Annotated in this window: 11 protein-coding genes and 5 pseudogenes; 12 read left to right on the plus strand and 4 right to left on the minus strand. The window is 54.9% G+C overall.

The annotated features are described in order from the left end of the window. Positions 1-79 precede the first annotated feature (79 nt). The 6 genes from NDI86_RS16770 to NDI86_RS16795 all read left to right on the plus strand — a co-directional run bounded on the left by NDI86_RS16770 (position 80) and on the right by NDI86_RS16795 (position 4460). On the plus strand, positions 80-1042 hold the full coding sequence (locus NDI86_RS16770) for a transcription initiation factor IIB (protein WP_220589763.1): 963 nt from the start codon (positions 80-82) through the stop codon (positions 1040-1042). A gap of 59 nt (positions 1043-1101) precedes the next feature. Beyond that, entirely contained in the window at positions 1102-1329 is a 228-nt protein-coding gene (locus NDI86_RS16775) for a transcriptional regulator (protein ID WP_310901568.1), read from the plus strand. Positions 1330-1479: 150 nt separating this feature from the next. Beyond that, a complete protein-coding gene (locus NDI86_RS16780; protein WP_220589762.1) occupies positions 1480-1857 on the plus strand; it encodes a winged helix-turn-helix domain-containing protein in 378 nt (125 codons plus the stop codon). Continuing rightward, positions 1854-2132 carry a DUF7521 family protein gene (locus NDI86_RS16785; protein ID WP_220589761.1) on the plus strand — a complete coding sequence of 93 codons (279 nt, stop codon included), beginning with the start codon at positions 1854-1856 and terminating at the stop codon, positions 2130-2132. Before NDI86_RS16780 ends, NDI86_RS16785 begins: the two co-directional genes overlap by 4 nt. A gap of 262 nt (positions 2133-2394) precedes the next feature. After that, positions 2395-3084, plus strand: coding sequence for a metal-dependent transcriptional regulator (locus NDI86_RS16790; protein WP_413229601.1), 690 nt, complete (start codon positions 2395-2397; stop codon positions 3082-3084). Positions 3085-3224: 140 nt separating this feature from the next. Continuing rightward, complete coding sequence (locus NDI86_RS16795) at positions 3225-4460, plus strand: Nramp family divalent metal transporter (protein WP_220589814.1); 1236 nt, start codon at positions 3225-3227, stop codon at positions 4458-4460. Positions 4461-4950: 490 nt separating this feature from the next. Here the strand turns inward: NDI86_RS16795 and NDI86_RS16800 are convergent. Next, positions 4951-5673 (minus strand): annotated as a pseudogene (locus NDI86_RS16800) (IS4 family transposase); the annotation flags it as partial. Positions 5674-5730: 57 nt separating this feature from the next. Here NDI86_RS16800 and NDI86_RS16805 point away from each other — a divergent pair. Next, positions 5731-5880, plus strand: a pseudogene (locus NDI86_RS16805) (ISH3 family transposase); the annotation flags it as partial. Positions 5881-6314: 434 nt separating this feature from the next. Here the strand turns inward: NDI86_RS16805 and NDI86_RS16810 are convergent. Next, entirely contained in the window at positions 6315-6752 is a 438-nt protein-coding gene (locus NDI86_RS16810) for a DUF7996 family protein (protein ID WP_220589760.1), read from the minus strand. A gap of 1 nt (position 6753) precedes the next feature. Next, a complete protein-coding gene (locus tag NDI86_RS16815) occupies positions 6754-9453 on the minus strand; it encodes a heavy metal translocating P-type ATPase (RefSeq protein ID WP_220589759.1) in 2700 nt (899 codons plus the stop codon). Positions 9454-9685: 232 nt separating this feature from the next. Here NDI86_RS16815 and NDI86_RS16820 point away from each other — a divergent pair. The 3 genes and pseudogenes from NDI86_RS16820 to NDI86_RS16830 form a co-directional block, all read left to right on the plus strand. Continuing rightward, positions 9686-9986, plus strand: a pseudogene (locus NDI86_RS16820) (hypothetical protein); the annotation flags it as partial. Continuing rightward, entirely contained in the window at positions 9941-10216 is a 276-nt protein-coding gene (locus tag NDI86_RS16825) for a transposase (protein WP_236039607.1), read from the plus strand. The pseudogene NDI86_RS16820 and the gene NDI86_RS16825, both read left to right, overlap by 46 nt. A gap of 415 nt (positions 10217-10631) precedes the next feature. After that, entirely contained in the window at positions 10632-11303 is a 672-nt protein-coding gene (locus tag NDI86_RS16830) for a halocyanin domain-containing protein (RefSeq protein WP_220589758.1), read from the plus strand. Between the two features lie 54 nt (positions 11304-11357). On the opposite strand, the pseudogene NDI86_RS16835 reads toward NDI86_RS16830, so the two are convergent. After that, a pseudogene (locus NDI86_RS16835) lies at positions 11358-12238 on the minus strand (IS1595 family transposase). A 382-nt stretch (positions 12239-12620) separates the two neighbouring features. Between NDI86_RS16835 and NDI86_RS16840 the strand changes: the two are divergent. Next, a complete protein-coding gene (locus tag NDI86_RS16840) occupies positions 12621-13475 on the plus strand; it encodes a CPBP family intramembrane glutamic endopeptidase (RefSeq protein WP_220589757.1) in 855 nt (284 codons plus the stop codon). Between the two features lie 123 nt (positions 13476-13598). Then, a pseudogene (locus tag NDI86_RS16845) lies at positions 13599-13745 on the plus strand (ISH3 family transposase); the annotation flags it as partial. Between the last annotated feature and the right edge of the window lie 252 nt (positions 13746-13997).

Genomic DNA, 13997 nt, shown 5'->3' on the forward strand with positions numbered 1-13997 from the left:
AGCTATTCATTGTGGAGCCGTCCCACGGCACTGGTAAGAAGACCCACGGTTTGTAGGGAAACCCCTATAAGCCGATAGTATGATGTCTCAAGAACATACTCAGGCACGGTCAATAGATGAACGCGACCGTGACGTGAAGTCTGCTAACGACAACACCTGTCCCGAGTGTCAGGGCCATATTACCCGGAACAGCGACAGCGGTGAAGCGACCTGCGAAAGCTGTGGGTTGGTTTTTGAAGATGATCCAATCGACCACGGCCCGGAATGGCGTGCATTCACGTCGGACGAACGCGATGAAAAGAGTCGGGTCGGTGCCCCGACGACGCAGCTGATGCACGATAAGGGCCTGAGTACGACGATTGGCTGGCAGGACAAGGATGCCTACGGACAGGCTGTCTCCGGTCGCAAACGTGCTCAATTACAACGCCTCCGGACGTGGGACGAGCGGTTCCGGACGAAGGATGCCCACGAGCGGAATCTCAAGCAAGCGCTCGGGGAGATCAGCCGCATGGCTTCCGCTCTGGGACTTCCGGAATCTGTTCGGGAAACTGCAGGCGTGCTGTACCGGCGTGCTGTAGAGCAGAACCTGCTCCCTGGTCGCTCGATCGAGGGGATGTCGACGGCGTCGTTGTACGCGGCTGCTCGACAGCATGGAATGCCACGGCCGCTGACGGAGTTCGCCGATGTCAGCCGTGTCGAGAAAATCCGGATCCAGCGAGCGTACCGATATCTGTCCCGAGAACTTGGGCTAGAGATCGAGCCGGAGGATCCTATGCAATATATCCCACAATTTGCGTCATCGCTTGACGTGAGCGACGAAGCAGAACGGCGCTCTCGAGAACTGCTTGAGGTAGCTACAGATAATGCCGTCCACAGTGGGAAAAGTCCAGCCGGGTTGGCGGCTGCCGCGCTGTATGCTGCGACCCACCTCACGAACGAGCAGCTCACACAGGAGACGGTGAGTGAGGTCGCCCACGTCAGTCAAGTCACGATCCGGAATCGATACCAAGAGCTTCTCGAGGTGTACGCGCAGCATGACTGACCGGCCGGTCTTTGCGGGCGAAATACAGCTACGGATATACCAATGACACGTTATCTACTATGACCGAGTTCTCAATACAGACCGAGATCGAAGTATTGGGTGTGCTCGTTGACGAGTCACCTTGCCATGTGGTGGAGATCACTAATATCGTCGATGGGCACCCGATTACTATCGACCAAGGGTGTGCTCATCTCCACAATGAGGGCTGTATTGTTCCGCGCGGGAGGGGTCTCTACGAGATGACCGACGCCGGCGAACAACGACTCGAAACTCAGCAGGAATCATAACGTTTCATAACTGTGTCACTATGTTTACCCTCATTGGATGGACCAGCCATCATCACTCCCCAGCCCGGATCAGTAATGAATACGGGGTGCCGATGGACCCTCTCGTCCATAATCGGACTCCATTTCCCGACGAACACGTATTCTCGAATAATGGGAGATAATTCAGTGTCTTCCGAGGACCCTCCAGGTCTGCAGGATGTCCTCGATGCGCTGGATGATCCCGCATGTCGGACTATTCTCCGGGAAACTATCGAACCAATGACTGCGAACGAGCTCCTCGACGCATGTGACATCCCCAAGTCGACGCTGTATCGAAAATTAGAACTCCTCAGTTCCGCTTCCCTCGTTCGAGAACAAGAGACGATCAATCCTGGAGGTGGACGGGTTACCTACTACGAACGCTCGTTTGAGGACGTCACGATCTCTATGGACGACACAGGTACGTTTTCAGTGAATGTCGATCGGCCGCCCCAATCTACCGACGAACGGCTTGCAGATATCTGGTCGATGATGGGGGACGAAGTATGAATGGCGTCAACATGGCCTTTGCAGTCGTCAAGTTCGTAATCCTGCTTCTCGGTAGCGGGATTACCTACATCGCGTTTAAAGCCTACCAACGGACTGGAGAACATTCGCTACGCGTCCTTGGTGTCGGATTCGGTATTATTACACTCGGGGCAATCCTGACTGGCGTGGCTAATCAGTTCTTTTCTGTCGGATTGGCCCTCGGCGTGCTCACCAACAGCCTATTTGTCGCCCTTGGCCTCGCGGTCATCATGTACTCGCTGTATATCCAGAAATGAACCCCCCTTCCGAATGTTCGCGTTCCTGATCTCCGTCGGGGTAGCTATCTGATCCTTTTCGGCGTGATTCTGTTTGCCCTCACTCATGTGACCAGTGTACTGCCCGCCCCTGCGATTGGGACGGCTTCGGAGACAGATCAGATGTCCTGAACATTGGTCGGGTCTCAGGGGGGTGGCCCAGGGTGGTCCACGTGAGTATCGTAGTAGGAATGGATCCTCTGCAGACAAATATAAGAATTAGGCGGTTCTAATTTACTTATCCATGATGTTGAGTGCCGTCATGGAAGACTATCTCAAAGCGATCTATGTCCTCCAGGCGGCAGCCGATGGGAACGTCAAAACATCGGACATCGCTACGCAGCTGGACGTCAAGCCGCCGACCGTGACGAGCATGCTGAAGAAACTGGCCGAGAAAAACTTGGTCAATCATGAAGCTTATCAGGGCGTCGAAGTCACCCCAACAGGCGAATCCGTCGCACTGGAAGTGATTCGTCATCACCGCTTACTTGAAGCCTATCTCACTGAAGAGCTTGGCTACGACTGGAGCGAAGTTCACGATGAGGCCGACCGGCTGGAACATCACGTCAGCGAGACGTTTATCGACCGACTCGCCACCCGGCTTGACGAGCCGCAAGTCGATCCCCATGGCGATCCGATTCCGAGTACCGACTTGGATCCTGTTGAAGACCCCTCCGGGACAGCACTTATCGACTTTAGCGTCGACGAAACAGTCATTATCCAGCGAGTTCGGAATCAGGATCCCGAGATTCTCCGATATCTCGAGGCAAATGGAATCAAACCCGGAACGCGCGTTACCATCAAAGAGATCACTCCCATCGGAATGATCAGTGTTCAACCTCACTCCTGCGAGACGACCGTCTCCCTGCCGACTAGCGTTGCTCGTTCTATTTGGGCCCAGCAAACCGACGAAGCGTCAACGTCGGTTCCGTGACCGATGTCCCAAGTGGATTAGACTAGGCTAAATCTAAAATTTGATTCGGTGGATATTTTATTAACCACACCTAGCTTCCTTTCAGAGAGATTGTGACTCCAAACTCAGGTGGTGAGACGGGCCCAACAGGTCGCCCGTCACTGCGAGAACTCCTGTACTATGTCGGGCCGGGATTCCTCATAAGTGTCGCGTATATGGATCCCGGGAACTGGGCGACAAATATCTCCGGCGGCGCGAAGTTTGGGACAGCCCTGCTCTGGGTGATCGTCCTTGCGAGTCTGATGGCTATTGGGATTCAGATTACCGCTGCCAAACTCGGAATCGCAACGGGGAAAGGCGTCGCGCAACTCTGTCGGGAACGGTTGCCCAAACCTCTGGTCTGGCCGCTCTGGGCCGCCGCCGAACTTGCGATGATCGCCACCGATATGGCCGAGATCATCGGTGCTGCGATCGGGTTTAGCTTAGTTTTCCAACTCCCTCTAGCAGCAGGGGCGGTCCTCGCCGGAATAAGTTCGTTCGCCCTGCTCGGCATTCGCACGGCCTATCGACGTGGCTTTCGGTGGATCGAGTTCACGATCATGGCACTCGTCGGGGTGATCTCGCTTGCATTCGTCTTTCAGATGGCACTTGCGCAACCGGCTGCCGGGGAAATCGCTGCCGGGCTAGCACCGTCGATCCCGAGCTCGAGTGCGCTGTTTATTGCGATCGGGATTCTCGGTGCGACGGTTATGCCTCACAGCGTGTATCTGCATCCGACACTTGTCCAGGATCGTCGACAACACCAAATCGAAGCTAACGGGGATACGGAAGCTGTTCATCGGCGTCACTTCCGACTGGAAAGCATCGACACGACGCTTGCACTGTTCGGCGCGATGTTCGTGAATGCTGCTATGCTTATTGTCGCGGCTGCATCGCTTCAAGGGACAGGTATTGAAACACTCACCGAGGCGTATGTCACACTCCAAGGAGTCTTTGGCACGAATGCGAGTTTCGCCTTCGGCATCGCGCTCATCGCGGCCGGACTGTCATCATCACTGGTCGCAACTATGGCCGGGCAGACCGTCATGGATGGATTTCTGGACCTCAACGTGAATGTCTGGGTCCGTCGCTCCGTGACGCTCGTCCCGAGCCTCGCCATCGTGCTGGCGGGCTTCGATCCGACGAGTGTCCTTGTGGCCTCCCAAGTTGCACTGAGCTTTGAACTCCCGTTCGTCCTCATCCCCTTGCTCTGGTTCACCTATCAAGAGGACATTATGGGGAGTTTCACGAATAAGACGAGGACGACCTATGGGCTCGCGGTTATTATTGGACTCATCGTCGTTTTGAACGTGTGGCTCCTGTACTCGACACTATTCAGTACTGGAGCGCCTGGATGACTCGATAGCGTTCCAACCAGGGATAGCGTTACAGCAGCCCTGTTGTAACAGCACGGCATAGATTGGTGCTCATCAAGAAGTCAAGCGGTGTTACGGAGAATCAAGGAGAAAGCCCCGCCCTTCAGGGCTGTCTCTTATCCATAAGTTCGCCGAGTCCCAAACGGACGTTTCAGTCGCTTTCAAGCGGGAACTGTGATCGGAAGATCGAGATGAGAAGCGATTCGGTCGGTGATACCGATGGTGGAGAGTTACTGAAGGCGGTAAATGAGATTGGCAAAACCGCTCTATAACGATGTTGAATCTGCAGATACCAGGATTTTCAGTCGTGTTCACCGGTCTCGGAAGCGACTCGATTTGTGGGTAAGAGACAGCGCTTCGAACTGCACGAACGAACCTTTCTGCACCCGGCCACGACTCCGAGTTACTAATCCTAGGCATTCGTCTTTAGTTAAGACTTACACCTCGGTTTTGTAGCGGAAGCGAGTGTCTCTTAGAGTATCGGTCGTTGCTGATGAATCTTCTGAGCCTCCTTGATCAGCCGCGCCAGCAATTGCGGTGGCGAGTAGCCAAGGTACTCTCCGAAATCGTGGAGAAGGAGTTAGGCGTGCAGCTGGAAGGTCGCCGCCCAGCCTTCCGGCTGAAACACGATCTCATCGTCGGCCTGTTCGGTGACTAGGTCCAACAACTCATGACTCACCAGCAGTGATAGCAACGCCGCATACAGCAAGATTTCCACGACACCACAGTTGCTTGTGTCGAATTCGTCCGGTTTATACTGTGTCTTCAGCTCACAGAACAGTGTTTCTACTTCCCATCGTCACCGGTACAATGTCGCTAGATCTGGCGGCAGGAACTCCTCTCTCGGCAGATTCGTTAAGTAGAGGTGGTAGTCGTCGGCGTCCGCAACGAGGACGCCGACGACGTGGAATCACTTCGTGTCCAGCGATCGCGTTCCTTCATACTGTCCACGCTTTAACTCCGCTTCCACCTCTACATCTATGTACTTCCGCGAGAGATCATTGATCATGTCGTGTATCTGTTTGCCTTCCAAGGGAATGACGCCGCGCCATTCCCGTAATTCCGCCGCTATCACCGGTGTGTTCTGCTTCAGCCGACTCACAAAGTAGCCGTCGTTCTTCTCGATCAACGCAAAGCGGCGGTATTTGAAGTACATGCGACCAAATAGAACTAGTCGTCCTTGCAGCCCCGATCCTCAGTACTTCACAAAGCCGGTTAGTTGAGAGGTCTGCTTGCTGAAGTGTGTCCAAAACTGGCGACGCCCCGCCGAGGCGGGCGTCGCCTCTGGAAATGGTCGTTCGAGGAGTTCATCAATATGCTGTGTCGGGCAGCGTGGACGGCTTTCGCGGTGCGTCGGGCCGTCCTCGTAAACCGGCTACCGGACGACCGGTTCCATCGGTAATCACCGACCGAGGACACTGCCTTGTGAGTGGCAACGCTGCCGCGTCGGCGGCTGATCGCCGCCGACAGCGGCAGCTCGGCCTTCGATTAGTGTTCTATGACCACTATCGATGACTCATCCCAACAAAACAGGTGACTCAACTCAGGTCAACTGGCGATGCTTTGTGAGGTGCTGCTCCTGTCTTGAACAGCGCGCTGTCGGCTTGGACAGGCTCCCAAGCGAACACTAATTCTTCAGAACTCGCTATCAGGCACAAATGAATGATAACAAAACTCACGATGACTATAGACGCAAGATCGGAGCGGGTCTGGCAGGAACTACAGTGACCTGAACTGCTTGAGTAGGTCGCTGGTCACTCTCGTTTGGACTGATTTTTTCTTGAGCGCGAGATTATGGGTAAGAGACAGAGTTCTAGAACCAGGTTGTGATTTGAACTATCTCGACTTTGAGGTTTCAGGATTTTCGCAGTTGGATTCCTGGGACGTATTGCCTTCTGTCATTGATGGATCCTGTACTGGCGCCTCAACTGCATTTGCGGTTTCAGACCCATCTTTGTGATTGTCTGTTCTAGTTTCGGACTGTTCCGATTCCTCGGTAAGCGATATATCATGGGCGGAGGGTCCAACGAGGTCCAGCGGGCGAAGCCAAATGAACCAAACGACAACAGTGGTCGTGCCATAACCGAGGATCCAAACGAGATCAGCTACGGCAGGCAGGTTCGTCTGTTCGAGGGTATATACCAATAGACCGGGCCCGATGATCCCAACGAGCACAACGAGGACGACAAACTTCGGGGACGAAAGTCCGAACGGGTTTTTTTGCTGGTCTGCCTCCATATGGGATGTTGCGCTTCCTTCGTTCTCTGGATCCATCTTACTTCTCCGAACCGTTGGTTTCGGTATTTATGTCTGGCGTAATTCGAGAGAGCCGCATCGCGTTCCCGGTGACGGCTGTTGTCATACCGGCGTCACCAATGAGGACCGCTGCCCAAATTGGAACGAAGCCAAAGGGAACCCCCAGTGCAAGCAGACCCTTGGCACCGAGACTCGTCCAGATATTCTGGCGGATCACACTGTTTGCGTCATGCGAGAGGTCGTAGAGGTACGGTAGCTTCGAGAGATCGTCGCTCATGAGTGCGATATCCGCTGTTTCAAGCGCGGTATCCGTTCCAGCTGCGCCCATCGCGACGCCCACAGTCGCCGTGGCGAGGGCTGGCGCATCGTTGACGCCGTCGCCGACCATCGCAACACCATCGTACTGTTCGTCGAGTTCTTTGATTGCCTCGACCTTCTCATCAGGCAGGAGTTCGGCCCGGAACTCGTCGATGCCGACCTCGGTAGCGATTGCCCGTGCAGTCCGTTCGTTGTCTCCGGTGAGCATGATGATTTGCTCGACACCGAGGTCGTGAAGTCGCTGGATCGTCTGCTTCGCTGCGGGTCGGATCTCATCGGCAACAGCGATAATGCCCTCAATTTCGTCCTCGGTTCCGACAAGGACGACGGTCTTCCCCTCAGACTGGAGTTCGGGGACCGTCTCCTCAAGGAGGTCGAGACAGTCATTACGCTCGCACATCTGACGGCTCTTTGTGGTGACGACACCGCCATCGGTCGTGGCGTGGACGTGCGCGAGATCGAAGCCGAGTTCGTCGAAGAACCCAGGCTTGCCCGCGTAGTGCTTCTCGCCGTCAAGATCGGCCTCGACACCCTTCCCGGTGATACTATCGAAATTGTCGACTGTTGGAGTTCCGATGTCGCTTTCGTCAGCAAATTCAACAATCGCCTCGCCGATGGGATGTTCCGACCGCGATTCCAGCCCTCGGGCACATCGGAGGACGTCCTCCTCGCTGTTTCCATTGAGCGAGACGACATCCGTGACTGTGAGTTCGCCTTTCGTGATCGTCCCGGTCTTGTCCATCGCGATCGCTTCGACCGCCCCCATCGCTTCGAGGTGGTTCCCACCCTTGATGAGGACGCCGTTCTTTGCGGCGCTCGTGATCCCCGAGACGACCGAGACGGGCGTCGAGATGACGAACGCGCACGGACACGCAAGCACGAGCAGCGTGAGCCCGTAGACAATGAAAGTCGGCCACGACGCCCCGAATAGGAGAGGCGGGATCACCGCCACCAAGATCGCGAAACCGACGACGGCCGGCGTGTAGTATGAGGAGAACCGCTCGACGAACTGCTCGCGTTCGGTTTTGTTCGCCTGGGCGTCTTCGACCATTTGAACGATACGGGACAGCGTGTTGTCGCCCGCTTCAGAGGTGACCTCAACCTCGAGATACCCCTGTTCGTTGATCGTGCCGGCGTACACCTCGTCCCCCGGTGTCTTGTCGACCGGCACGCTCTCGCCGGTAATGGGGGCCTGGTTGACGGCACTTTCACCATCAAGCACGTCTCCGTCCATCGGGATTTTTTCGCCTGGACGCACGACGACGACGTCGCCGATAGCCACTTCGTCGACGGGAACCGTCACCTCTTCGCCGTCTCGTTTTATCGTCGCCTCATCCGGCGACAGATCCATCAATTCCTGTAGTGAATTCCGAGCACGATCCATCGAATAGCGTTCGAGGAGTTCGGCGATGCTGAACAGGAAGGCAAGCGTGGCGGCCTCGAAGTACAGCGATTCGCCGAAGACGAGACTCGCAATGATGGCTCCACTGATGGCGATACTCATCAACAGGTCGATATCGAGGTTGCGGTTCAGTGCGGAGTAGTAGCCGTTGCGGAAGATGACCTGGCCAGCGACCCCAACGGCAACGAGGAAGAGGATGTCGGCGACAAGCAATTCCCGGCCGACGATCTCGGCTACGAGAAAGTTCTGGCCGGTGAGGAAGAATTCGATGAGGAGTCCGAGAGTGACGAACCCGCCGCTGATCCATGTTTTGATCCCCCTCGAACTTCTCCAGACACTCTCGCGTTCATCGACTGGCCCGTTCTCGGTGTCTGTGTTGTCCGTCGTCGAGTCAGTCACCTCGTAGCCAGCGCTCTCGATTGCCGCTACAATCTGTGGTAGCGAGACGGAGTCGCCATCATAGGTCACAACTACCTTGCCAGTCGTTGGCTGTGTCTCGTAACTCGAGAGTCCCGAGAGGTCATCAAGAGCATTCTCGATTTTGCCTGCACAGGATGGGCAGTCCATTTCAGGAACTGTGAACGTCGCTGCCGTTTCACCCTGGTTCTCGACCGTGTAGCCAGCTTTTTCGACGCGTTCGGCAATCGCGTCTGGCGACGTTCGCTCTCCTTCATAAGAGACAGAGAGAGTCCCTGTCGTCACTTGTGGATCAACGCCCGTGATGCCGTCGAGTTTCCGGACGCTATTTTCCACTTTCCCCGCACAGGATGGGCAGTCCATTTCCGGGACGCTGAACTGTGCAACGTCTCCTTTATTTATCGATGAGGCAACATTATCTCCATCTTCCCCTGTATGGTGTACCTGCTCGGAATTATCGTGAGCATGGTCATGATCGTGGTTATGTGTATCCCCATGCTCATGAGAGTCTTCTCCGTGTTCGTGAGTGTGATCTGATGGTTCACCACTTCGATCGTGGGATCCCTCGTCAGGTGACGTCATTACCTGCGATTAGCTATTACAGACTTATTAAATCAGCTGCTATATAAGCCGGCTAATGTAGTTGTTATTAATAAATAAAATGGTCTAATTTATTAACTTGGCCGTTAATCCGTCTCTCTCCCCGGGCCTCAGTCCGGATTGCTCGATACGCGCTGTGTTTACTCTGCCCTGTTCAATAGCAGTCTTATCGGCTCATATCGCGGAGTAAAAGGCCGAAGCCGAGAAATTGATTCTGTCCACTGAAGGCAACATCCTCGACTTCGTTGAGCAGGGCCGGCGTCTAGCCAAACAAGCGTTAGAGGAGCAGGCGGGCGAGCCCGCCAGCGGAGGGTTCGCCAGCTGAGTCCACGTTGTCTTGCACATTCTTCGACTGCCGCATCCCTTCATCGTACTACCGCCAACGCTCCGGAAACAGCGTTCAGACGTTGAAAGTGGCGACATTGATCAATATGGAATCGCTTGCTGTGCTTGATGTACAAACCTCAACATGCTGGCAACACGACACCAAGACCGGACCACAGGTCGTCCGCCGACCGATCGCACGCCGAAAGAGGTCGAAGCCCTCTACCAGAAACGGTCAGCCATCGAGACAGCCTTCCGATCGATGCGCGAAGCGCGTGCGTGGACCAGTACGACCGATCCGGCAGTCTGGTTGTTGTTCATCCTCGTGAGCTTCCTGCTGCGGAACTCTGAGGGATTGTTCGATGGAGCGTACTCGCCACGCTGCGACGCGGCGGGCGAGCACTACCCGCCTACCTCGTGAGTCTACGGTAAAGTTACTGTAACCATGTTTGGTCTGTGAGTTTTCGATGCAAAAGACGGTCTAGTCCGGATTCTGAGAGGGTCCCTGGGTCTCGGGCTGCATCGGCTGCATAGTCGACCCCTTCAGCAATGCTTTCTAGTTCCTGTTCAACCACAATTTCGGCTAATTTGGCAGCTGTCTCGTCCGAAATCGTGACGCTTGTGTATCCTTCTGGAGGCATAGATACACGTCGAATAGATATTACCGTGAAATTACTGTACTCTAACGTTGACACCGCCCCAGAGACATACTTTCTTAAAATCGCACCCGAAGAAGACTTGTGCGAAAGGAATCTCGGCAATGACGGTTAATCTGGTTGGTGATAGTCAGTGTAATCCAGTGTGCTTATATTTGTACAGTTATGAAATTCACTATTATGAACAGGCGAGAGTTTGTTCGGACAGCTGGGGGCACTACAGCAGGCGTGGCCACGCTTAGTGTCGCAACCGGTTCGGTTACTGCTCAAGAAGAGGGGACTGCTACCGGTGGTGGCAACACGGCACCGGATTTCGGGGGTTTTCTCGACCCAGTCGGGAATTTTAATGGTCCTGGGAGTACCGTTGATGCGACAGGACAGGACACGGTGACGGTCGATGTCGGTGTTCAGGCAAACGGCGGTGCCTACGGGTTCGGCCCGCCTGCAGTCATTGTCGATAACGGTGCGACGGTCCAATGGGAGTGGACAGGAAATGGTGGTGGGCATAATGTCAAGTCAGATGGGGATGGTCCACTTGATTCGGGCAGCCCTGTATCAAGTTCCGGTGTCAATTACGAACACACTTTCGAGTCTGACGGAATTTACAATTACATCTGTGTCCCCCACGAGGGGCTTGGGATGAAAGGATCCATTGTCGTTGGTACAGACTACCCGACCCAGTCACTGGGAGGTGGTGGCGCCGTTGAGATTGAGCCACACAATGCAGGCGTCCCGATTCAGCCACATTTCGTCGGCTTCGGGGCTGGGCTTGCAGTCATCATCCCGCTCATCTTCGCATTTTTCCAGTTGAAGTACGGTGAGTCGCGACACACGAGCGGTGGGAACAGCTGATATTTGCGGGTTCCTGCTTTATTAGGTTCGCTCATGCGTAGCACATTGCTGATTTCACAGCGTCGCTCGGACAGCGTTTTTGAGAGCGTCTTGGCCGGGTTTCCGAAACAGCTCTCGGCGTAGTTGGAACGCTCTGAGATACTGTGTTAACTTGTCTTTGGAGATTCCTCGGTGGGGCGAGAGCCACCGTCGCCTGCGACGCGTGGCTCTCGCAGGTGTTGACGTGAACTTCGTCGTCAGCGTATTCTCCGTCGCGGTGGACGACGTGTTCGCGGTCGAATGCGTCGTCGTCTTCGAGCGGTTCGTACGCTCGAAAGCCGTCGGTACAGACGGTGAGTGACTCCTGCTGGCCGAGCCAGCAGGAGTCGAATCGTCGATTCGTCTGCGGTTTTCGAGGGAATCACGTACCGTTGTCCGGTACCACGGTCGGCGATGATGAAGATCGGTGGCTTATCGCTGCTATACGAACCACGCCCACGCGTGGACAGGCCATGAGAGCGCGACTCCCGGTCGCGCTCGCGGCCTTTCTTCCCGGCAGAGACGTACACTTCGTCGATTTCGACCGGGCCGACGAGATCGAGGGAAGGCGCATCGAGAGCTCTGGCGAAGCGCTTGATGCGCCGGTACATCGTTTTGTGTATTACCTCGATTTCGCACTGTAGTTGGCGAAGACTGGTGTTAAACCGGAGAAACGCATAAATTGAGAACAGCCACCGCCGAAGCGCAACCTTCGAATGAGCGAAGATTGTGCCAGTCTTGTCGTTGAACGTGCGGTCGCAATTCTTACAGAGATACCGTTGAAACTCTCTGTAGCTGCCATTTCTGACCGTCCGGTCAGAACGGCAGCGGGGACAGGTAACACCGTCACGCCAGCGAACCTGTTCCAGCAGGCCCGCTGCGACCGATTCCGACCCGAACACATCTAGCGGAATCATTCGTGTCGGGCACCGCTGGCGGTGCCCTTGTCCTCTTCGACTCCACAGCTACGGCTCAACAGTATCAACAATCTCCTACGCAAGAGCGTATTAGGTTTATTTCTAAGGGCTTCGTTAAACACACATAGTCTCGGTGGATAGCTTCCAAACCCCTGAATCAGTTTCTCTCGGACATGGCCCAGTCAACAAGACAGACTTAATCGCAACGGAGAACTATTGAAATCCTTCGATCTATATTTTGCTTCGCTTCAGGATAGCAGATTTCCCCCAAATGACTAAGATTATTTTCTAATCCGTGCGTGGATATCATTTGACTGTCACGGTTGGGGAATAGATGAGCTTAGGAGATAACTGTTATCAGGGCGTCATCGCTATCTAACGTATGGCAACCACGCCACGCGAGCGGCCTCGACTGCAGTCAGCTATCGCAGTGGTCGCCGCATTCGGGCTCGGGGCCGGGGGTCTCTTACTCGGCTTTGTATTACTTGTGCTGGCGACCACGGGTATCCGTTTGGCTACGGACATCTCATTGTCTGGATTTGGATTTCTCGTTCTCAGCCTCATTTTTATTCAAGGCATCGGCTGTGCTGGGGTGGCTCTGAGTTACTACAAGCTGCGACCAGTCATCACACCCCGCGTCCGGTCACTCTTCAACATCGCAGGGGATGGACAGCCGTTTTATATCCCAGTCGCTGTTCCGTCGCTACGCCAAGTTGGTATGGTGTTCGCAGGCTACGTTGCGGCCATCGGCTGGGTTATGTTTTCGGGCATCATTATGACTGCAATTCAGAACATCCGCGGCCAAGAGATTCAGACGGGGAGCAATGCTGCCGCAGAGCTTGGCCGCTCCAATCCCGAAGTGCTTCTACTGTTAATTCCCGCGTCGATTTTATTCATAGGCCCGGGTGAGGAGCTTCTTTTCCGTGGTGTCGTCCAAGGACGTATCCGTGAGCGGTTCAGCCGTGTACCCGGCATTATCATTCCCTCGCTTTTTTTTGCAGCGTTACACTTTGTTGCCCTTGTGGGTGGCTCGCTACTGGGTAACTTGGTTGTTGTGAGCATTCTTTTTGGGACCACAACGGTGTTCGGAGTCGCCTATGAGTACACCGACAACATCGTTGTCCCATCACTGATACACGGCCTCTACAACGCGACGCTTTTCACCCTCCTATATGTCAGTCTAACACTGAGCGACGAGCTAACACAGCAGGTTCTTCTCAGCTTCCAAGCATTGTAACTCCCCACGAATGTCCGCGATGTGCTCTTCTCTGCGATTATAGAGATGCAAAACAAATACTAGTACCTCGCAAAGCCCGTTAGTTGAGAGGTCTGCTTGCGGAAGTGTGACCAAACAACACAGGCGACGCCCCGCCGAGGCAGGCGTCGCCTCTGGTGGTGGCCATTCGAGGAATTCATTCGTATGGTCACCCGCGCAGCGTGGAACGCTCTCTCCGTTCGGCGGTCGGTTCCAGCGAACCGTCCTCCCGACGGCCGGTTCGAGCGGTAATCACGGCCAGGACGGGCTTCAAGCAGTGGCAACTCTGTCGGAGTCGGCGGCGGACAGCCGCCGACACGACAGCTTTGGGGTAACGTCGGCTAGGAATACGCGTTAACTCCAAGTCCAGCTACCGTTGCGGAGTGAACAGACCCGTCAGAAGCAGTTAGCCGAAGACGATTTGCGGGGTACTGAATATGCCCACTTTCCCATGAGTAACGAGCCCACCGCCTCTTTCATTATGTTCCAGTCCTGAGAACTCAT

The organism is Haloarcula onubensis (genome assembly GCF_031624605.1).
GTDB classification, from domain to species: Archaea; Halobacteriota; Halobacteria; order Halobacteriales; family Haloarculaceae; genus Haloarcula; species Haloarcula onubensis.